The following is a 20,307-nucleotide window of genomic DNA, read 5'->3' as shown; positions in this document are numbered from 1 at the left end:
TGCGAAAGATAGGGTGAAGAGTTGTGACGACGTTCCGGATCAGCGAGGCGGCGGAACTGCTCGGCGTCAGCTCGGACACCGTCCGGCGCTGGGTCGACGGGGGCAGGCTCGCCGCCGAACGCGACGACCACGGGCACCGCATGGTCACCGGCGCCGCGCTCGCGGCCTTCGCCCGCGCGCAGGCCGAGACGGGCGGCGCCGGCGACAGGTCGTCGGCCCGCAACCGGTTCCGCGGCATCGTGACCGAGGTCCGCAGGGACACGGTCATGGCGCAGGTGGAACTTGCCGCGGGGCCTTTCCGGGTCGTCTCGCTGATGAGCCGGCAGTCCGCCGACGACCTGGGGCTGGAGCCCGGGGTGGTCGCGGTCGCCGTCATCAAGTCCACGAACGTCGTGGTGGAGCTGCCGTGACGACCCCCTAAGGAGACCCCGTGTTCAAACGCGCGCTCGCCCTCGCGCTGCCCGTCCTGCTCGCCTTCACCGCGGCGTGCGGCGGAGGCGACGACAAGGGCGGCGACGCCGCCGAGGCCAGGACGCTGACGGTGTTCGCGGCCGCGTCCCTCACCGAGACCTTCACCGAGCTCGGCAAGTCCTTCGAGGCCGCGCACGACGGCGTGACCGTCAAGTTCAACTTCGGCTCCAGCGCGACCCTCGCCCAGCAGATCGCCCAGGGCGCGCCCGCCGACGTGTTCGCCTCCGCGAGCCCCGCGACGATGCAGATCGTCACCGACGCCTCCCTGGCCGGCGCGCCGACGACGTTCGTCGGCAACAAGCTGGAGATCGTGGTGCCCGCGGGCAACCCGGCCGGGATCGACGACTTCACCGACCTGGCGAACAGGGACGTCAAGGTCGCGCTGTGCGCCGAGCAGGTCCCGTGCGGGGCCGCCGCGCTGAAGGCGATCGAGGCCGCCGGGCTGAAGATCACCCCCGTCACCCTCGAACAGGACGTCAAGGCCACCCTCACCAAGGTCACCCTCGGCGAGGTCGACGCGGCGCTCGTCTACCGCACGGACGTGCTCGCCGCGGGCGACAAGGTCGAGGGCATCGCGTTCCCCGAGGCCGACGAGGCGATCAACGACTACCCCGTCGCCGCCCTGAACGACGCCCCCGAGGCCGGCCTCGCCGCCGAGTTCGTCACCCTGGTCCTCTCCCAGCCGGCCAGGGACCTTTTCACGAAGGCGGGCTTCACGACCCCGTAACGGCGCTCCGGAACAAGCCGATCCGACACAAGGCACGCAAGTACGGAAAGACTCAGGGAGCGGAAAGCCCCCGGGATGAAGACCAAGGGAGGTGACAGCCCATGAAGACCCGTAGAAATCGCACCCCTTGGATGCTCGCCCTACCCGCCGCCGTCGGCCTCGCCTTCCTGGTCCTGCCCCTCGTCGGCCTCCTCGTCCGCGCCCCCTGGCGGACCCTTCCGCAGCGCCTCACCGAACCCGCCGTGCTGGAGGCGCTCCGGCTCTCCCTGTTCACCGCGACCCTCGCCACCGCGATCTGCCTGGTCCTGGGCGTCCCGCTGGCGTGGGTGCTCGCCAGGACGCGGTTTCGCGCGAGGGGCCTCGTGCGGGCGCTGGTGACGGTGCCGATGGTGCTGCCGCCCGTCGTCGGCGGTGTGGCGCTGCTGCTGGTGCTGGGCCGCAACGGCCTCGTCGGCAGGTATCTGGACGAGGCGTTCGGGATCACCCTCCCGTTCACCACAGCGGCGGTGGTGATCGCCGAGGCGTTCGTCGCGCTGCCGTTCCTGGTGATCACGGTGGAGGGCGCGCTGCGCGCCGCCGATCCGCGGTTCGAGGAGGCCGCGGCGACGCTGGGCGCGTCGCGCTGGACGGTGTTCCGGCGGGTGACGCTGCCGCTGATCGCGCCGGGCGTGCTCGCGGGCGGGGTGCTGTGCTGGTCGCGCGCGCTGGGCGAGTTCGGGGCGACCATCACCTTCGCCGGGAACTTCCCCGGTGAGACCCAGACGATGCCGCTCGCCGTCTATCTGGCGCTGGAGACCGACCCGGAGGCCGCGATCGTCCTCAGCCTCGTCCTGCTCGCCGTCTCCGTGGCGATCCTCAGCGCGCTGCGAGAGAAGTGGATCCCGTGAGCGGGCTGCGCGCCCGGCTCGGGGTGCGGCGCGGCGGGTTCCGACTCGACCTGTCCCTGGACGTCCCGGCAGGCGAAGTCGTCGCCCTTCTCGGCCCCAACGGCGCTGGTAAGACGACGGCGCTGCGCGCGCTGGCGGGCCTGGTGGACCTTGACGAAGGGGAGGTCCGCCTCGGCGGCGTCCGGCTCGACCCGCTGCCCGTGGAGCGGCGCCCCGTCGGGATGGTCTTCCAGGACTACCTGCTGTTCCCGCACCTGTCGGTGCTGGAGAACGTCGCGTTCGGGCCGCGCAGCCGGGGCGTCCGGCCGGCCGCCGCCCGCGAGCGCGCCCGCGGGCTGATCGCCCGGGTGGGCCTCACGGGGTATGAGAAGGCCAAGCCCCGGGAGCTGTCCGGCGGCCAGGCGCAAAGGGTCGCGCTGGCCCGCGCGCTGGCGGTCGAGCCCGAGCTGCTCCTCCTCGACGAGCCGCTCGCCGCGCTCGACGCGCACACGCGGTTGGAGATCCGCGCGGACCTGCGCGCCCGGCTCGCCGACTTCGGCGGGGTCGCGGTCCTGGTCACCCACGACGCCCTGGACGCGATGGTCCTGGCCGACCGGATCGTCGTCATCGAAGGCGGCCGGCTCGTCCAGGAGGGGCCGCCCGCGGAGGTCGCGCGCCGCCCCCGGACGGACTACGTGGCCCGGCTCGTCGGCCTGAACCTCTACCGGGGGACGGCCCGGGAAGGCCAGGTGGACGTGGACGGGCTGCTCCTGTCCGTGGCCGAGCCGCTGGAGGGCCCCGTGTTCGTGGCCTTCGCGCCGAGCGCCGTGGCCCTCTACCGGACCCGTCCGGACGGCAGCCCCCGCAACCTCTGGGAGGCCGTGATCGACGGTGTGGAGCGGCAGGGCGGGACGGTCCGCGTGCACCTCACCGGCTCCCTCTCCGCCGCCACCGGCTCTCTCTCCGCCGCCGCGGACGTCACCCCCGCCGCCGTCGCCGACCTCGACCTCCGCCCGGGCGCGACGGTGTGGGCCGCGGTGAAGGCGACGGAGACGCACGCCTATCCGGCATGACCTCACCATGGCCGAGAGGCGGCGGTGTGCCGGACGTAACCCCGCGTTACAGGGTCATGTGACATTACGGTAACGAGGACTTCCTACCGTTCACGGGTGAGTACCAGTGTGAAGACGGTCTGCGCCTACTGCGGTGTCGGCTGCGGCATGGTCCTGGAGATCGCCGACGGCAAGGTCGTCAAGGCGTCCGGGGACAGGTCGCACCCGGCCAACTTCGGCCGCCTGTGCACCAAGGGGGCCACCACCGCGGACATGCTCGCCGCCCCCGGCAGGCTCACCACCGCGCTGCGGCACACCGACGGCGGTCCACGCCCGGCGGACGCCGACGCGGCTATCACCGAGACCGCCGGACGGCTCCGCGCGATCCTCGACGAGCACGGCCCGGACGCCCTGTCGTTCTATGTCTCGGGCCAGATGTCCCTGGAAGCCCAGTACCTGGCCAACAAGCTGGCGAAGGGCTTCGTGCGGACCAACCAGATCGAGTCGAACTCACGGCTGTGCATGGCCAGCGCGGGCACCGGCTACAAGCTGTCGCTCGGCGCGGACGGCCCGCCCGGCTCCTACACCGACTTCGAGCACGCCGACCTGTTCCTGGTGATCGGCTCGAACATGGCCGACTGCCACCCGGTCCTGTACCTGCGCATGATGGAGCGGGTGAAGCAGGGCGCGAAGCTGATCGTGGTGGACCCCCGGCGCACGGCGACGGCCGCCAAGGCCGATCTGTACCTGCAGATCAAGCCGGGCACCGATCTCGCGTTCCTCAACTGCCTGCTGCACCTGCTGGTCGAGGCGGGCGCGACCGACGAGGCGTTCATCGCCGCGCACACCGAGGGCTGGGACGCGATGCCCGCCTTCCTCGCCGACTACCCGCCCGCGAAGGTCGCGGCGCTCACCGGGCTCGCCGAGGCCGACCTGCGCGCGGCGGCGGCCCTGATCGCGACCGCGCCGAACTGGATGTCGTGCTGGACGATGGGCCTGAACCAGTCGACGCACGGCACCTGGAACACCAACGCGCTGGTGAACCTGCACCTGGCGACGGGCGCGCTGCTGCGCCCCGGCAGCGGCCCGTTCTCCCTCACCGGCCAGCCGAACGCCATGGGCGGCCGTGAGATGGGCTACATGGGCCCCGGGCTGCCCGGCCAGCGCTCAGTGGTCTCCCCCGCCGACCGGGCCTTCACCGAGGACGTGTGGGGGCTGCCCGAGGGCACGCTGCGCACCGACGTCGGCAAGGGCACCGTGGAGATGTTCGAGCGGATGGCCGAGGGCGCGATCAAGGCCTGCTGGATCATCTGCACCAATCCCGTCGCCTCGGTGGCCAACCGCAGGACGGTGATCGCCGGGCTGGAGGCCGCCGAGTTCGTCGTCGCGCAGGACGCGTTCGCCGAGACCGAGACCAACGCCTACGCCGACGTCGTCCTGCCCGCGGCCCTGTGGACCGAGGGAGACGGGGTCATGGTCAACTCCGAGCGGAACCTCACGCTCGCCGCCAAGGCCGTCGAGCCGCCCGGCCAGGCCCTTCCCGACTGGCAGATCATCGCCCGCGTCGCGTGCGAGATGGGCTTCACCGACTCCTTCTCCTACGGCAGCGCCGAAGAGGTCTTCGAGGAGCTGAAGCGCTTCCACAACCCCGTGACCGAGTGGGACCTGCGCGGCGTCACCTACGAGCGGCTGAGGCGGACCCCCGTGCAGTGGCCCGCCGCCGACGCCGAAGGCGGCGACCGCAACCCCGTCCGCTATGTCTCCACCGGAACCCCCGTCTTCCCCACGCAGAGCGGGAAGGCGGTCTTCTACGCCCGCCCGCACCTCGACCCCGCCGAACTCCCCGACGACGACTACCCGTTCACGCTCAACACCGGCCGCCTCCAGCACCAGTGGCACACCCTCACCAAGACCGGGAAGGTGGCCAAGCTGAACAAGCTCGACCCCGGCCCGTTCGTCGAGATCCACCCCGAGGACGCCGCCGCCCTGGGCGTCGCCGACGGAGACGAGATCGAGGTCGCCTCCCGGCGCGGGCGCGCGGTGCTGCCCGCCGTGGTGACCGACCGGGTGCTGCCCGGCTGCTGCTTCGCCCCCTTCCACTGGAACGACCTGTTCGGCGAGTACCTCAGCGTCAACGCCGTCACCAGCGACGCCGTGGACCCGCTCTCCTTCCAGCCCGAGTTCAAGGCCTGCGCCGTCGCGCTGACCAAGGTCGCCGCCCCCGCCCGCCCCGAAGCCCCCGCGCGACCCGCCGAACTCGCACCACGACAGACCGTAGCGAGCGCCTCCGACATTCTCGGGACCGAGCTCCCGCCGCCCCCCGTCCTGGACGTGGCGGGCCGCCGCTACCTCGCCGGTTTCCTCGCCGCGCTGAAGACCTCCCCGCCAGCGCCCGGCGAGGTGCCCGTGCTGCCCGCCGGGGCTCCCCTCACGGCCGACGAGGCCCTGTGGATCAACGGGATGCTCGCGGGCCTGTACAGCCGGGGGACGCCGTCCCCCGCGGCGGCTCCGGCCAGGACCGTCCTGGTGCTGTGGGCGTCGCAGACGGGCAACGCCGAGGACTTCGCGGCGGGCGTCGCGCGGCGGCTCGCCGACGCCGGGCTCAGCGCGCCCCTGGTGAACATGGACGACACGACGCCAGACGCGCTGCGGGAGGCTTCGGAGATCCTCGTGATCACCAGCACCTTCGGCGACGGAGACGCCCCGGACAACGGCGCGGGCTTCTGGGACTCCCTCGCCTCGGCCGAGGCGCCCCGGCTGGACGGGGTCCGCTACTCCGTCCTGGCCTTCGGCGACTCGTCCTACGACGACTTCTGCGGCCACGGACGCCGGGTGGACGCCCGGCTGGGCGAGCTGGGCGCGGTCCGGCTGGCTCCGCGCGTCGACTGCGAGCCGGACTTCGAGCCGACCGCCGCGCAGTGGCTGGACGGCGTCATCACGGCCCTGTCCCCAGGAGCCGCAGCCGCGGCCTCCCCTGCCTCGCCGGCGGCTTCGGCCCCCGCAGCGCCGCGCAAGGCGGCGCCCACGACCGCCCCCTTGACGGGGAACCGGCTATTGAGCCTCCCGGGCACCGCCAAGGAGGTCCGCGAGTTCGCCTTCGACATCTCCGGCACCGGCCTGACGTACGAGGCGGGCGACGCCCTCACCGTCCGCCCGCGCAACTGCCCCGACCTCGTCGAGGAGTGGCGCAAGGCGGCCAAGCTGCCCGACGACCTGGATCTGGCCTCCAGGGACCTCACGAAGCTCACTCCCGGGCTCCTGAGGTTCCTGTGCGACCGCACGGGCGACAGGCTCCTGAAGAAGCTCCTGCGCCCCGGCAACGAGCACGAGCTGGCCCAGTGGTCGTGGGGCCGCCAGGCCGTCGACGTGGTCGCCGAGTTCCCCGTGGACGCCGCGCCGGAGGAATGGGCCGAGGTCCTGCGCCCGCTCGCCCCGCGCAGCTACTCGATCTCCTCCAGTCCGGCCGCCAGCCCCGACGAGATCCGCCTGACGGTCTCGGTGGTCCGCTTCGAGAACCTGTTCGGCCGGATCCGGAAGGGCGTCGCGTCCACCTTCCTCGCCGACTCCCCCGCGGGCACCGAGGTCCCGATCGCGGTGCAGCGCTCGCCGCACTTCCGCCCGCCCGCCGACCCCTCCACGCCGATGATCATGGTCGGTCCGGGCACCGGCGTCGCGCCTTTCCTCGGCTTCCTCGACGAGCGGGCCGCGCGCGGCGCGACCGGCCGGAACTGGCTGTTCTTCGGGGAGCAGCGCGCGGCGACGGACTTCTACCACCGCGAGACCCTGGAGGCCTGGCACGGCAACGGCTTCCTCACCCGCCTCGACCTCGCCTTCTCCCGCGACCAACGGGCCAAGGTCTACGTCCAGGACAGGATGCGCGAGCACGGCGCGAAGCTGTGGGAGTGGCTGGAGGAGGGCGCCCACTTCTACGTCTGCGGGGACGCCCGGCGCATGGCCAAGGACGTCGACGCGACCCTGCGCGGCATCGCGGTCCTGCACGGCGGACTCGGCAAAGAGGCCGCTGATCGCTATGTAAAGAAACTTGCCAGCGACAAAAGGTACGTACGAGACGTGTACTGAAGTTACCTGAGAGTAAGCTGTTGCCAAGGACACTGGCTGATGCACGAGGCCGGTGGATCGGTAAAGTCAGGACTCGGACGCGCCAAGACCCCACGTTCACTCGCTCGGTGCGAGGTGCGTCACACTGGGCATACAAGTGCGTGTTCCGGGAGGAGAAGGCGTGTCGGACCGCGATATCGAAGTACTCAGCAAGGCCCCGCTGTTCCAGGCACTGGACGACGCGGGCGCCAAGGCGCTGCGCCAGCATGTGAGCGAGGTGCGCCTGGCCAGGGGCCAGAGCCTCTTCCACGAGGGCGACACCGGCGACCGGCTCTACGTCGTGCTGGACGGCAAGATCAAGCTCACCAGGATGGCCCCGGACGGCCGCGAGAACCTGCTCAGCGTCCTCGGCCCGGGCGAGATGTTCGGCGAGCTGTCGCTGTTCGATCCCCGGCCCCGCACGGCCGGCGCGATCGCGGTGACCGAATGCCGCCTGGCCGGGCTCGGCCACGACGAGCTGCGCCCGTTCCTGACCGCCCACCCGGAGGTCGGGATCGCCCTGCTCCAGGCCCTCTCGGAGCGGCTGCGGCGCACCAACGAGGTGATGGCCGACCTGGTCTTCACCGACGTGCCCGGCCGCGTCGCCAAGGCCCTGCTGGACCTCGCCGAGCGCTTCGGCCAGCCCACGGACAACGGCCTGCACGTGCACCACGACCTCACCCAGGAGGAGCTGGCCCAGCTGGTGGGCGCCTCCCGGGAGACCGTCAACAAGGCGCTCGCCGACTTCGCGGCGCGCGGCTGGCTGCGGATCGAGGCCCGCGCCGTGGTCATCCTCGACATCGAGAGGCTGCGCAAGCGGTCGAAGTGAGCCTCCGGCCGCCCTCCTCCCACCCCCTAGGGGGTCAGCGGCCGGAAGCCAGGTAGTCCATCTGCGCCTGGACGGACCACTCCGCCGCGGGCCAGAGCTTCCTGTCCACGTCCGCGTAGACCGTCTCCACGACCTCGCGGGCGGTGCCCGCGCCCGCCTCCAGCGCGGCGCGCACCTGCTCCAGCCGTGCCCTGCGGTGCCCCAGATAGGCCTGGACGGCCTTGGCGGGCTCTTCCAGGACGGGTCCGTGCCCCGGCAGGATCCGGTCGATGCCGTGCTCGTCGGCGTGGTCGCTCATGCGCTGGAGCGAGTCCATGTAGTCGCCCAGGTCGGTGACGATCGTCGTCCCGTAGCCGAGGACCGTGTCCCCGGTCAGGACGGACCGTTCGGCGGGGAGCCAGAACGACAGGGAGTCCTCGGTGTGCCCGGGGGTGCCCCAGACGCGCAACTCCAGGCCGTCCACTTCTAGGACGTCGCCTTCGGCGAGACCCTCCGAGCCGTGCCTGTGCCTGGGGTCCAGCGCGCGCACGGGTGCCCCGGTCATGCGGGAGAAGCGCTTGGCCCCCGCCGCGTGGTCGTGGTGGCCGTGCGTCAGCAGGATCTCCCCGACCTCTAGGCCGCGGCCGCGCAGCTCGGCGAGGACCGCGCGCAGGTGCCGCCCGTCGTTCGGCCCCGGATCGACGACGACGGCCCGCTTCGCCCCGGGTTCGGCGAGGATCCAGGTGTTCGTCCCGGTGAGCGTCATCGGGGACGGGTTGACCGCGAGGACCGCCGCAGCCCGGTCCGTCCCGCCGATGACCGCCTCGGGCAGCCCCCGGGCCGCCAGGCGGCCGAAGAGTCCTCCGCGGGACCCCAGCATCGCCAGGGCCGCCGAGGGTTCGGCGAGGAACTTCTTCGCCGCCTGGATCTCACTCCACGAAATACCCATCACGCCCCATATTGGTGCGAAGCCTCGTCTGGAAGGACAAGATACGGAACCCCGTCGATGATCTTCGCGTCGGGCTGGTGCACGGCGAACGTGCGCTCGGCCGCGAGCACCTCCGCGACGCTCCCGTAGGGGATCAGGCTCTTCAGCATCGCGATCGTCGGCGGCAGCATGAACCACGCGCCCGAGGCCGCCTGCTCCAGCGCCGCAGCCGGCCGCACCCAGGCGACCCGGTCGGCCTCGGTGCTGACGTCCAGGGCCCGCTGGCCCTCGGGCAGCGCCGCCACGAAGAAGCGGGTGTCGTACCTGCGGCGCTCGATGATCGGGGTGATCCAGTGCCCCCACGGGCGCAGCAGATCGGCCCGCAGGACGAGGCCGTTCGCGTCGAGGAAGCCCGCGAGGGAGTGGGACCGGTCCAGCAGGGCGAGGCGGTCGGCCTCGAACGGCGCGGTGTCCTCCACGATCTTTTCCGGGGACGGCCCGGCGAGCAGGACGTGCGCCTCCTCGAACGTCTCCCGGACCGCGGCGCAGACCAGGGCGCGGGCCGTGCCCTCGTCCGCGCCGAACACCTCGCCCCAGGCCGTGAAGTCGGTGCCGGGCTGGTGGTACTCGGCGTCGCGGGCGTCGACGCCCCCGCCCGGGAAGACGTACGCGCCCGGCGCGAACGCCATCGAGGAGACCCGCCGGAGCAGGAAGACCTCAACGCCGTCCGCCCGGTCCCGCAGCAGCAGCACGGTGGCCGCGTGCTTCAGGACCGGGGGCTGGACGCGCCCGGCCTCCAGATCCCGGATGCGCTCCAGGAACTCGGCGGGAAGTTCAAGTCCGTTCATGCCGGACAATCTGTGCGCTCTGCAACCGATAAGTCAAGCGTTACCTGACTTCGGCGATCAGCTCCACCTCGACCGGCGCGTCCAGCGGCAGCACCGCGACGCCGACCGCGCTGCGGGCGTGCACGCCGGCCTCGCCGAACAGCTTGCCCAGCAGCTCACTGGCCCCGTTGACGACCGCGGGCTGGCCGGTGAAGTCCGGCGCGCTCGCCACGAACCCGACGACCTTGACGATCCGCACGACGTCGTCGAGATTCACCTTGGAGGCCAGAGCCGCGACCGCGTTGAGCGCGCAGGTCGCCGCGAGCTCCGCCGCCCGCTCGGGCGTGACGGACGCGCCGACCTTCCCGGTCTCGGGCAGCTCGCCCTTGACCAGGGGGAGCTGCCCCGAGGTGTAGACGTAGGAGCCCGACCGGACGGCCGGGACGTAGGCCGCCAGCGGCTTGGCGACCTCGGGCAGTTCCAGGCCCAGCTCGTGCAGCCGCTCCGCGACCGCGCTCACGGCAGCGGCCGCTTGAAGTAGGCCACCAGGGTGTCTCCGCCCTGCGGGCCGGGGATGACCTGGACGAGCTCCCACCCGTCGGCGCCCCAGTTGTCGAGAATCTGCTTCGTCGCGTGGATCAGCAGAGGTGCTGTCGCGTACTCCCACTTGGTCATGGGACCAGCGTAGAGGTCACTCCCGTTCCTCCGGGCGCGCGGCCTCGCCGACCTCCGCGCCCGGCAGCCCGGCGACCTTGGGCAGCTCGTCGATCGCCCTCTCCAGCGCCGGAGGCTCCTCGATCGGCTCGGCAGGGGCCGCGGCGGGCTCGGCGACGCCCCCGGGGGCCATCTTGTCGAAGAACCGCAGCAGCTCGACCGGCAGCGGCATGATCAGCGTGCTGTTCTTCTCGGCGGCCACGTCGGTGACGGTCTGGAGCAGGCGGAGCTGGAGGGAGGCGGGGTCCTTGGACAGCTCGTGCGCTGCGGCGGCGAGCCGCTTGGACGCCTGGTACTCGCCGTCCGCGGTGATGATCCGGGCGCGGCGCTCGCGCTCGGCCTCGGCCTGGCGGGCCATCGACCGCTTCATGCCCTCGGGCAGCGACACGTCCTTGATCTCGACGCGCTCGATCCGGACGCCCCACGGCCCTTCGGTCATCTCCTCGATGATCGCCCGCAGCTCGGTGTTGATCTTGTCCCGCTCGGAGAGCAGCTCCTGCATCTCGGCCTTGCCGATGACCGACCGCAGCGAGGTCTGCGCGACCTGGGAGACCGCGTAGACGTAGTTCTGGACGTTCACGATCGCCTTGCTCGGGTCGATGACCCGGAAGTACACGACCGCGTTCACCTGGACCGTGACGTTGTCCTGGGTGATGCCGTCCTGGCTGGGCACCCCCATCGCCACGGTCTGCATGTTGACCTTCTGCAGCCGGTCGGCGAGCGGGATGATGAGCGTCAGGCCGGGGCCCCGCACGCTGGTGCTCAGCAGCCGGCCGAACCGGAAGACGATGCCCAGCTCGTACTGCTGGACCACGCGTACCCCCGTGGCCGCGGCGACCAGCAGAAGGAAGATCAGAACACCGAGGACAAGGATGAGAGCTGACATCGCGCACCTCCGCGAAGATCTGGTGCAGATCAGACGGGGGCCGGGGGCCCCGGGTTCCAGCCTAAGCGGCGCGCGGCATATCAGGGATTACTTACCGACGCACTGATGATCTTCAGGGGCCGGACGATAACCTCGAAGACGTGAGTGTTGAAGACACTGATTGGGACGGCGTCCGGCTGCACATCGTCACGGGCAAGGGCGGCACGGGCAAGACGACCGTGGCCGCGGCCCTGGCGCTCGCCCTGGCGTCCGGCGGCAAGAAGGTGCTGATCGTCGAGGTCGAGGGCAGACAGGGCATCGCCCAGCTCTTCGACGTCCCCCCACTGCCCTACGAGGAGCGCAAGGTCGCGGTGGCCCATGGCGGAGGAGAGGTCTTCGCCCTGGCCATCGACACCGAGGAGGCGCTCATCGAATACCTGGAGATGTTCTACAACCTCCGCCGCGCCGGGAAGGCCCTCACCAAGCTGGGCGTCATCGACTTCGTCACGACCATCGCCCCCGGCCTGCGCGACGTCATCCTCACCGGCAAGGTCACCGAGTCCGTCAGACGACGGGAGGGCCGGAAGTTCAAGTACGACGCCGTCGTCATGGACGCCCCGCCCACCGGGCGCATCACCCAGTTCCTCAACATCTCCGACGAGGTCTCGAACCTGGCCAAGGTCGGCCCGGTGCGCAACCACGGCGACCTCGTCATGGGCGTCATCCGCTCCCCGCAGACCCGCGTCCACTTCGTCACGCTCCTTGAGGAGATGCCCGTCCAGGAGACGCTGGACGGCATCCACGACCTGGGCGCGTCCGGAATCGGGATCGGCGGCGTCGTCGTCAACATGGAGCGCCCGGCGATCCTCGCGCCCGAGGCCCTGGACGCCGCGGGCGAAGGCGGCCTCGACATCGAGGAGGTCACGAGCGGCCTCAAGGCGTCCGGGCTGGAGCAGCACGCCGCTGGGCTCGCCGCGGCCCTCGCCGCGGAGGCCGCCGAGCACTCCCGGCGCACCGCGCTGGAGCAGCGCGAGAAGGCTCGGATCACCCACCGGCCGCGCTACGACCTGCCCTTCCTGCCCGACGGCATGGACCTCGCGGGCCTCTACGAGCTCGCCCAAGCCCTGCGCGACCAAGGAGCGGCGTGAAGAACCTCGACATCGACGCGCTGATCGACGACCGGCGCACCCGCATCATCGTGTGCTGCGGCGCCGGCGGCGTCGGCAAGACCACCACCGCGGCCGCGCTCGGGGTGCGCGCGGCCGAACGCGGCCGCGACGTCGTGGTGCTCACCGTGGACCCCGCGCGCCGCCTCGCGCAGTCGCTCGGGCTGTCGGAACTCGACAACAGCCCGCGCAAGATCCAGGGCGTCCAGGGCGACGGCGAGCTGCACGCGATGATGCTCGACATGAAGCGCACCTTCGACGAGATCATCGAGGCGCACTCCGACCCGGACAGGGCCAAGCTGATCCTGGCCAACCCCTTCTACCAGTCCCTGTCGTCGTCGTTCTCCGGCACGCAGGAGTACATGGCGATGGAGAAGCTGGGCCAGCTGCACCGCAGCGGCGCCTGGGACCTCATCATCGTCGACACCCCTCCGTCCCGGAACGCGCTGGACTTCCTCGACGCCCCCGAGCGGATGGGCCGCTTCCTCGACGGCAGGTTCATCAAACTGCTGCTCGCCCCCGCCAAGGCCGGTGGGCGGATCGGCATGAAGGTGTTCACCGCCGGATTCAGCATGGTCACCGGCGCCGTCACCAAGGTCCTCGGCGGCCAGCTCCTCAAGGACGTCTCGACGTTCGTCACCGCCTTCGACACGGTCTTCGGCGGCTTCCGGGAGCGCGCGGAGAAGACGTACGAGCTGCTGAAGTCGCCCGGCACCGCGTTCCTCGTCGTCGCCGCGCCCGAACCCGACGCGCTGCGCGAGGCGACCTACTTCGTCGAGCGGCTGAGTTCCGAGCGGATGCCGCTGGCCGGGCTCGTGGTGAACCGGATGGCGATGTCTGCGGCGCACTCGCTGTCGTCGGCGCGCAGCGCCGCGGCCGCCGAGACGCTGTCGGAGCGCGGCGACCACGCGCTGACCGCGTCGCTGCTGCGGCTGCACGCCGAGCGGATGCAGCTCGCCGCCCGCCAGGAGCGACTGCGCGACCACTTCGCCGCCGCCAATCCGACGGTCCCGGTGACGACGGTCCCGGCTCAGGCGGAGGACGTGCACGACCTCGACGGGCTGCGTGTCATCGGCGAGGCGATGGCCACATCCGGCCAGGGATCGATCTGACATTTAGGACGAAGAAGACCCGGGTACCTACGTAGGTACCCGGGTCTTCTTGTCAGGTCAGCTCGCGACGAGCTCGTCCGAATCGTCGGAGGTTCGCTCGTACTCTTCCTTCGCCGTCTCCAACAGCTCGCGCCATGAGGTGACGCCGGGTTTGCGCCGCAGCAGCGCGCGGCGTTCCCGCTCTGTCATCCCGCCCCACACGCCGAACTCGATCTTGTTGTCCAGCGCGTCGGCCAGGCACTCGGTTCGCACCGGGCAGCCCCGGCAGATGAGCTTGGCTCGATTCTGAGCCGCGCCCTGAACGAACAGGGCGTCCGGGTCCGCGTTACGGCAGGCGGCACGGGCGGTCCAATCCGTGATCCACATCTTGGCCCCACTCCCCTAGGGTCTTGTGTAGTTGTGGGCTCCTTGGCCAGACGGGCGCGGACGTCAGGCCGCCAAAACAAAAGCCGTGGGGAGAAACTTACGGAAGCGAGGGGCGATTCAACAGACCCCAGAGGGCCCATTCTCGATATAGCCCGCTGGGGCCATCACCCGCCAGATGACTAGTCACTGCTACAGTGCACGGTTCACCGCGCAGCACCCGAGTAGCGCGGTACTCCTTGGGTACCTTGATCGACATGCTCGAATCGGGGGATCGGGAAAGCAGGACCGGCGTGCTGGGCAGGCTCGTCGCGGCGAGCGCCACCGCGGGCGGCCTCGTGGCGCTGCTGCTGGTGCCGGCGGTCGGCGCGGCGGGACTCGGGGTGCGCAAGGCGGCCGACGACTTCAAGAACATGAACGTCGAGCGGATCACCCGCTTCCCGTCGGAGAAGTCCGTCGTGTACGCCGCGGACGGCACACCGATCGCCACCTTCTTCGACGAGTTCCGCGACCCGGTACGGCTCGACCAGGTGGCCCCCGTGATGCGGCAGGCCATGGTCGCCATCGAAGACTCCCGCTTCTACGAGCACGGAGCGCTCGACACCAAGGCGGTGCTCCGAGCCGTCACCCGCAACGCCGAGGCCGGCGAGACGCGGGAAGGCGGCTCCACCCTCACCCAGCAGTACGCCAAGAACCTGCTGCTCTCCAACGCGCGCAGCAAGCGCGACCGCCAGCGCGTCACCGCCGCCACGTTCATGCGCAAGGTGCGCGAACTGCGCTACGCCCTTCAACTCGAACAGACGATGTCGAAGGACTCCATCCTCGAGGGATACCTGAACATCGCCTACTTCGGCGCGGGCGCTTACGGGGTCCAAGCCGCCGCGCAGAGGTACTTCAGCAAGCCTGCCTCGGAATTGACGCTGCCCGAAGCGGCACTCCTCGCCGGCATCACGAAGAACCCGTTCGCTTACGACCCCTTGCTGCATCCGAAGGCCGCCAAGGACCGGCGCGACCTCGTCCTCGCGCGCATGGCCGAACTCGGCGTCATCGGCCAGCCGGTGCGGTGGCGCGAGACCGTGCGGAAGATCCGGCTCTCCCCCACCCAGCCCAAGGGAGGCTGCGCGACGAGCCGGGCGCCCTTCTACTGCATGTACGTGCGCGCGGAGATGATCCGCGTCCTTTCCAAGGGCAGGCCGGAGCGGCTCAAGGAGGCCGCGGACCGCCTCCAGCGCGGCGGCTTCACCATCCGCACCGGCTTCGACGCGCCTACCCAGGAGGCCGTGCAGGAGGCCGTCGACGCGCGGACGTCGGCGTCGTCCGACCGGGTCGCGGCCGAGGCCCTGGTCGAGGTGGGCACCGGCCGGCTCAGGGCGCTCGTCACGTCCAAGGAGTTCGGCACCGCCAAGCCCAAGACGACGCTCAGCCTCGCCGCCGACGCGGCGCACGGAGGCGGCATCGGGGTCTCCGCCGGCTCCACCTTCAAGATCTTCACCCTGCTCGCCGCGCTCGACGCGGGGCTGCCGGTGCGCACCTCGTTCCCGTCCCCGGGCGGCATGACGATCGGCGGGTTCACGAACTGCAAGGGCCGCGAGCTGCCCGCCTGGCACGTCGGCAACTCCCACGAGAGCCAGTCCGGCAAGTTCACCATGCGCACCGGCACATGGGGCTCGGTGAACACCTACTTCGCACAGCTCCAGAAAGCGGTCGGCCTCTGCAAGGCGGTGAAGATGGCGCAGCGCTTCGGGATGACGCGCGGCGACGGCACACCGCTGCAGGAGGTCCCGCCGCAGGTGCTCGGCAGCAACGAGATCGACATGGTCCACCTGTCGGCCGCCTACGCGGGCATCGCCAACCACGGCGTGTACTGCCCGCCCGTGGCCATCACCGAGGCGACCGGCCCCGGCGGCAGGCCCGTGCGGCTCGACACTCCCGACCGGAGCTGCCGCAAGGCGGTCTCGCCATGGGTCGCCGACACCACCTACGACATCATGCGCGGCGTGCTCGGCCCGCGCGGCACGGCGCACGGCATCGACAAGCCGTCCAAGGACGCGGCGGGAAAGACCGGCACCTGCGAGAACTTCTCCTGCGCGGTCTTCGCCGGCATCTCCCGCGACGTCGCCTCGGCCGTCGCCTACTGGGACTACCGCGGCGGCTTCCGCCACCCCGTCAGCGGCGTGTACGGCGCGGGCATCCCCGCGGAGATCTGGTCGGCGAGCCTCAGCGCCGCGCACCGCGCCCATCGGCCCGTCGTCCCGCTGCCCGACACGCGCGGCATGTCCCTCGGCACCGCGCTCACGACACTCGACAGGGCAGGGTTTCGCACCACGGTCTCGCGCGGCCCAGTAACGTCGCACCTGCCCAAGGGGGCCGTCGCGTTCACGTCCCCTTCGGCCCGGATCACCCGGGGCGGAACCGTCACCGTCTTCCTGAGTAATGGACGCGCGAGATGAGGTGTAAGCCCCTTATGGGACGGCATGGTCGATCGTTCCGGGTACCGTAGCCCCGTGCTGCCTTCGACCAACGCCCGGAAATCGACCGTAGTGACGCTGTTCAAGCTCCTCGCGGCGAGCATCGCGGCGGGCGTGCTCGTCGCGCTCGTGGCGCTCCCGGGCATCGGCGGCACCGGAGTCGCGGCCCGCGAGGCCAGCGACGGCTTCATGGACATGGACTTCCCGGAGATCACCCGGGCGCCCGCCGAGAAGACCGTCGTCTACGACGCCAAGGGCAAGGTCCTCGCGACCTTCTTCGACGAGTACCGCGAGAACGTCCAGCTCGACCAGATCTCCGACAACGTCAAGAAGGCGATCGTCGCGGTCGAGGACGGCCGCTTCTACGAGCACGGCGCACTGGACCTCAAGGGGACCATCCGGGCGCTCTCCCGCAACGCCGCGGGCGGCGGCGCCGTCGAGGGCGGCTCGACGCTGACGCAGCAGCTCGCCAAGAACATGCTGCTCAACAACGCCGACACCGAAGAGGGCTACCAGGCCGCGACGGAGGCCACGGTCAACCGCAAGCTCCGCGAGCTGCGCCTGGCCCTCCACCTCGAGCAGACGATGTCCAAGGACGACATCCTGCGCGACTACCTGAACATCGCCAACTTCGGCGCGGGCGCCTACGGCATCCAGGCCGCCGCCAAGCGCTACTTCAACACCACCGCCGCGAAACTCACGCTCATCCAGGCCGCGACCCTCGTCGGCATCACCAAGAACCCGTACGGATACGACCCGACCCTGCACCCCCAGGCCGCACTGGAACGGCGCAACACCGTCCTGGTCCGGATGCGGGAGCTCGGCGACATCACCCCCGCCGAGGCGGCCGAGGCCGCCGAGCAGCCTCTGAAGCTGAACGAGTTCGTGCCCAAGGGCGGCTGCGAGGCGAGCTCCAGCCCCTACTTCTGCTCCTACGTCTACAACGAGATGATCAACATCTTCATGGGCGACGCCAAGCCCAAGGACGACAAGGAGAAGGCGGAGCTCCGCGAGAAGGCGCGCAAGCAGCTCCTGCGCGGCGGCTACCAGATCCACACCACGCTCGACACCAAGGTCCAGAAGGCCGCCGACGAGGCCGTCAAGTACGCCACCGAGCCGAACGGGTGGAAGGTCAACGTCGAAGCCGTCGTCCAGCCCGGCACCGGCAAGGTCCTCGCGATCGCCAACAGCAAGAAGTACGGCCCGGGCAAGGGCCAGACGACGATCAACCTCGCCGCCGACGAGGCCCACGGCGGCACGGTCTTCGGCGTCGACGCCGGATCGACCTTCAAGGTGTTCACCCTGATGGAGGCCCTCGCCCAGGGCCTGCCCATCCGGACGTCCTACTCCTCGCCCGCCACCACCACGATCAACGGCTACGCGGACTGCCCCTACGCCCCGTCCGAGACCGGGCGCAGCGGCGGCGGCTCCTGGACCGTCAGCAACGCCAGCGACTCCGAGTCCGGCACGTTCAACATGAAGAACGGCACCTGGCACTCGGTCAACACCTTCTACGCCCACCTGGAGAAGGAGGTCGGCGTCTGCGAGGCGACCGAGATGGCCTCCAAGTTCGGCATGGTCCGCACCAACGGGCAGCCGCTGGAGCCCATCCCTTCGCAGGTCCTCGGCGTCAACCCGATCGACATGGTCCACCTCGCCGCCGCCTACGCCGGGATCGCCGCGCGCGGCAAGTACTGCGCGCCGAACGTGGTCACCAGCGCCGTCGACGCCGACGGCAAGGCGGTGCAGCTGCCCGAGGTGAAGTGCGACCAGGTCGTCGACCAGCAGGTCGCCGACGCGACCACGATGATCCTCGAAGGCGTCCTCACCCAGGGCACCGGCAAGGGCCTCGGCATCGGCCGGCCCGCCGCCGCGAAGACCGGCACCTGCGAGAACTACTCCTGCGCCGTCTTCGCCGGATACACCCCGAACCTCGCCGCCGCCACCGCCTACTGGGACTTCCGCGGCGGCCACGCCCACCCCGTCACCGGCATCTACGGCGCGACGATCCCCGGCCCGGTCTGGCGCAACACCATGACCGCGGCGCTCTCCGGCGTCGAGGTGATCGACTTCAAGGCGCCCGTCAAGGACTTCGGCGACGTCAAGGAGATCCCCGTCCCCAACGTCGTCGGCAAGCCCGTCGGGGAGGCCCAGGCGATCCTGCGCGACGCCGGGTTCAACGTGCGGGTCGCGAAGAAGGAAGTGCGCTCCAACGCGCCGCGCGGCACCGTCGCCCGCGTCTCCCCCGGCCGCGCCGAGACCGGAGCCACGATCACGATCTACGTCAGCTCGGGCAAGGGCCGAGGCGGCGGGCACGGCGGAGGCCACTGAGAAGTCCGCTGAGACGCCGAACGGCCGCTCCCCCGCCCAGGGGAAGCGGCCGTCCGCGTTCCGGCGTCAGGAGGCGAGCTGGCGCTTCACCTCGGCGGCGACCCGGCCGCCGTCGGCCCGGCCCGCCACCTTCGGGTTCACGACCTTCATGACGGCGCCCATCGCGCGCGGCCCTTCGGCGCCCGACTCGGTGATCGCCTCGCGCACGAGCGCGGCGATCTCGTCATCGGAGAGCTGCTTCGGCAGGTACTCCTCCAGGACGGCGCTCTCATCGCGCTCGGCCTGCGCCTGCTCGGCGCGGCCCCCGTTCGCGAAGGCCTCCGCGGCCTCCTTGCGCTTCTTGAGCTCCTTCGCCAGCACCTTGACGATCTCGTCGTCGCTCAGCGTCCGCTCGGACTTGCCGGCCTTCTCCTCGTTCGTCACGGCGGCCAGCACCATCCGCAGCGTCCGCTTGCGCACTTCGTCATGGGCCTTCAGCGCGGTCGTGAGATCGGCTTCCAGCTGTTCCTTCAACATGTGGACCATCATGCCCTGCCGACCTGGGCGGATCACTCCCTTTATCCCGCCGATGCCCGTCGTCTGGCAGCATTGACGGATGCGGAAGCTTCTCGCGGCCCCTCTGGGCCTCCTCGGCGCCGGCGCGGCGACCTTCGCCTATGCGTCGCTGATCGAACGCAACTGGTTCGTGTTGCGGCGGCACGAGGTCCCCGTCCTCAAGCCCGGAGCCCGCCCCGTCAAGGTCCTCCACCTTTCGGACGCGCACCTGACGCCGGGCCGCACCCGCATGATCCGCTGGGTCCGCGCCCTCGACGCGCTGGAGCCCGACCTCGTCGTCAACACCGGCGACTCGATCTCCCACCCGGACGCGATCGGCCCGTTCCTCGAACTCCTCGGGCCGCTCCTGGACCGTCCCGGGGTCTTCGTCTACGGCTCGAACGACATGTTCGCGCCGACGTTCAAGAACCCGACCCGCTATCTGTGGCGCACCTCACAGAGGGACTACAAGAAGCGCGGCGGCACACCCAACCTCCCGTACCGGGAGCTCGGCGCGGCCCTGAAGGCGTCCGGCTGGCTCGACCTGAACAACCACATGGGCCGTCTCAAGGTCGCCGACCTCGACATCGAGTTCGCGGGCATCAACGACTCCCACATCGGGCTCGACCGCTACGACGACATCGCCGGCCCCGTCGACCCTCGCGCCGACCTCACGATCGGCGTCACGCACAGCCCCGAGCCGCGCAACCTCGACCGTTTCGCCGCCGACGGCTACCGTCTCCTCCTCGCGGGCCACACCCACGGCGGCCAGGTCTGCGTCCCCTTCTACGGCGCCCTCGCCACCAACTGCGGCATCGACCGCCCCCGCGTCAAGGGCCTCCACCGCTGGAACGCCTCCTGGCTCAACGTCTCCGCGGGCCTCGGCACCTCCCCCACGGCCCCCTTCCGCTTCTGCTGCCCCCCCGAAGCCACCCTCCTCACCCTCACCCCACCCCCCCCCCCCCCCCCCCCCCCCC

The 20,307-nt window shown here is 70.9% G+C and carries 18 protein-coding genes; 11 read left to right on the top strand and 7 right to left on the bottom strand.

Annotation, left to right across the window (positions count from 1 at the left end):
• The first annotated feature begins 23 nt into the window (after positions 1–23).
• The 6 genes from ACYVOM_RS10515 to ACYVOM_RS10490 all read left to right on the top strand — a co-directional run bounded on the left by ACYVOM_RS10515 (position 24) and on the right by ACYVOM_RS10490 (position 8,043).
• Entirely contained in the window at positions 24–410 is a 387-nt protein-coding gene (locus ACYVOM_RS10515; protein ID WP_460303083.1) for a TOBE domain-containing protein, read from the top strand.
• A 20-nt stretch (positions 411–430) separates the two neighbouring features.
• A complete protein-coding gene (gene modA / locus ACYVOM_RS10510; RefSeq protein ID WP_460303082.1) occupies positions 431–1,198 on the top strand; it encodes a molybdate ABC transporter substrate-binding protein in 768 nt (255 codons plus the stop codon).
• A gap of 101 nt (positions 1,199–1,299) precedes the next feature.
• Positions 1,300–2,085, top strand: a complete 786-nt coding sequence (modB, locus tag ACYVOM_RS10505) for a molybdate ABC transporter permease subunit (protein ID WP_460303081.1) — start codon at positions 1,300–1,302, stop codon at positions 2,083–2,085.
• Positions 2,082–3,137: an ABC transporter ATP-binding protein gene (locus ACYVOM_RS10500; RefSeq protein WP_460303080.1), complete on the top strand. Its 1,056-nt coding sequence runs from the start codon at positions 2,082–2,084 to the stop codon at positions 3,135–3,137. Before modB ends, ACYVOM_RS10500 begins: the two co-directional genes overlap by 4 nt.
• Before the next feature lie 96 nt (positions 3,138–3,233).
• Positions 3,234–7,196: a molybdopterin-dependent oxidoreductase gene (locus ACYVOM_RS10495; RefSeq protein ID WP_460303079.1), complete on the top strand. Its 3,963-nt coding sequence runs from the start codon at positions 3,234–3,236 to the stop codon at positions 7,194–7,196.
• 160 nt (positions 7,197–7,356) lie between these two features.
• A complete protein-coding gene (locus ACYVOM_RS10490) occupies positions 7,357–8,043 on the top strand; it encodes a Crp/Fnr family transcriptional regulator (protein ID WP_123669805.1) in 687 nt (228 codons plus the stop codon).
• Between the two features lie 34 nt (positions 8,044–8,077).
• On the opposite strand, the gene ACYVOM_RS10485 is transcribed toward ACYVOM_RS10490, so the two are convergent.
• The 5 genes from ACYVOM_RS10485 to ACYVOM_RS10465 are packed head-to-tail and all read right to left on the bottom strand — an operon-like array spanning position 8,078 to position 11,377.
• Complete coding sequence (locus tag ACYVOM_RS10485; protein WP_460303078.1) at positions 8,078–8,971, bottom strand: MBL fold metallo-hydrolase; 894 nt, start codon at positions 8,969–8,971, stop codon at positions 8,078–8,080.
• Positions 8,971–9,798 (bottom strand): NUDIX hydrolase, encoded by an 828-nt coding sequence (locus ACYVOM_RS10480; protein WP_460303077.1) that lies wholly within the window; start codon positions 9,796–9,798, stop codon positions 8,971–8,973. The genes ACYVOM_RS10485 and ACYVOM_RS10480 overlap by 1 nt, the downstream gene beginning before the upstream one ends.
• A gap of 40 nt (positions 9,799–9,838) precedes the next feature.
• Positions 9,839–10,297, bottom strand: coding sequence for a RidA family protein (locus ACYVOM_RS10475; protein WP_460303076.1), 459 nt, complete (start codon positions 10,295–10,297; stop codon positions 9,839–9,841).
• Positions 10,294–10,452 (bottom strand): DUF4177 domain-containing protein, encoded by a 159-nt coding sequence (locus ACYVOM_RS10470; protein ID WP_123669802.1) that lies wholly within the window; start codon positions 10,450–10,452, stop codon positions 10,294–10,296. The genes ACYVOM_RS10475 and ACYVOM_RS10470 overlap by 4 nt, the downstream gene beginning before the upstream one ends.
• Positions 10,453–10,468: 16 nt before the next feature.
• Positions 10,469–11,377, bottom strand: a complete 909-nt coding sequence (locus ACYVOM_RS10465; RefSeq protein ID WP_460303075.1) for a slipin family protein — start codon at positions 11,375–11,377, stop codon at positions 10,469–10,471.
• 140 nt (positions 11,378–11,517) lie between these two features.
• On the opposite strand from ACYVOM_RS10465, the gene ACYVOM_RS10460 reads away from it, so the two are divergent.
• Together ACYVOM_RS10460 and ACYVOM_RS10455 are read left to right on the top strand one after the other, a co-directional pair.
• Complete coding sequence (locus tag ACYVOM_RS10460; RefSeq protein WP_460303074.1) at positions 11,518–12,504, top strand: ArsA-related P-loop ATPase; 987 nt, start codon at positions 11,518–11,520, stop codon at positions 12,502–12,504.
• Complete coding sequence (locus ACYVOM_RS10455) at positions 12,501–13,634, top strand: ArsA family ATPase (protein ID WP_460303073.1); 1,134 nt, start codon at positions 12,501–12,503, stop codon at positions 13,632–13,634. The genes ACYVOM_RS10460 and ACYVOM_RS10455 overlap by 4 nt, the downstream gene beginning before the upstream one ends.
• Positions 13,635–13,691: 57 nt before the next feature.
• Here the strand turns inward: ACYVOM_RS10455 and ACYVOM_RS10450 are convergent, their stop codons facing one another.
• A complete protein-coding gene (locus ACYVOM_RS10450; protein ID WP_123669798.1) occupies positions 13,692–14,000 on the bottom strand; it encodes a WhiB family transcriptional regulator in 309 nt (102 codons plus the stop codon).
• A 254-nt stretch (positions 14,001–14,254) separates the two neighbouring features.
• Here ACYVOM_RS10450 and ACYVOM_RS10445 point away from each other — a divergent pair, with 254 nt between their 5' ends.
• Both ACYVOM_RS10445 and ACYVOM_RS10440 read left to right on the top strand, forming a co-directional pair.
• Entirely contained in the window at positions 14,255–16,447 is a 2,193-nt protein-coding gene (locus ACYVOM_RS10445; protein WP_460303072.1) for a transglycosylase domain-containing protein, read from the top strand.
• Positions 16,448–16,501: 54 nt separating this feature from the next.
• Positions 16,502–18,796, top strand: a complete 2,295-nt coding sequence (locus ACYVOM_RS10440) for a penicillin-binding protein (protein WP_460303071.1) — start codon at positions 16,502–16,504, stop codon at positions 18,794–18,796.
• 66 nt (positions 18,797–18,862) lie between these two features.
• Here the strand turns inward: ACYVOM_RS10440 and ACYVOM_RS10435 are convergent, their stop codons facing one another.
• Positions 18,863–19,312, bottom strand: a complete 450-nt coding sequence (locus ACYVOM_RS10435) for a GatB/YqeY domain-containing protein (protein ID WP_460303070.1) — start codon at positions 19,310–19,312, stop codon at positions 18,863–18,865.
• A 79-nt stretch (positions 19,313–19,391) separates the two neighbouring features.
• Between ACYVOM_RS10435 and ACYVOM_RS10430 the strand changes: the two genes are divergently transcribed.
• Positions 19,392–20,307, top strand: a 916-nt coding sequence (locus tag ACYVOM_RS10430) for a metallophosphoesterase (RefSeq protein WP_460303069.1), incomplete at its 3' end; no start/stop codon positions are given.

The organism is Actinocorallia aurea, assembly GCF_054783995.1.
Note: the sequence above shows the minus strand (reverse complement) of the source record. Positions and strands in the feature narration are given on the sequence as shown.

Bases quoted from the DNA above. Each gene is read 5' to 3' on its own strand.
- modB (WP_460303081.1), top strand. From the start codon at position 1,300: ATGAAGACCCGTAGAAATCGCACCCCTTGGATGCTCGCCCTACCCGCC.
- ACYVOM_RS10485 (WP_460303078.1), bottom strand. From the start codon at position 8,971: ATGGGTATTTCGTGGAGTGAGATCCAGGCGGCGAAGAAGTTCCTCGCC.
- ACYVOM_RS10480 (WP_460303077.1), bottom strand. From the start codon at position 9,798: ATGAACGGACTTGAACTTCCCGCCGAGTTCCTGGAGCGCATCCGGGAT.
- ACYVOM_RS10470 (WP_123669802.1), bottom strand. From the start codon at position 10,452: ATGACCAAGTGGGAGTACGCGACAGCACCTCTGCTGATCCACGCGACG.
- ACYVOM_RS10465 (WP_460303075.1), bottom strand. From the start codon at position 11,377: ATGTCAGCTCTCATCCTTGTCCTCGGTGTTCTGATCTTCCTTCTGCTG.
- ACYVOM_RS10450 (WP_123669798.1), bottom strand. From the start codon at position 14,000: ATGTGGATCACGGATTGGACCGCCCGTGCCGCCTGCCGTAACGCGGAC.
- ACYVOM_RS10445 (WP_460303072.1), top strand. From the start codon at position 14,255: ATGCTCGAATCGGGGGATCGGGAAAGCAGGACCGGCGTGCTGGGCAGG.
- ACYVOM_RS10435 (WP_460303070.1), bottom strand. From the start codon at position 19,312: ATGTTGAAGGAACAGCTGGAAGCCGATCTCACGACCGCGCTGAAGGCC.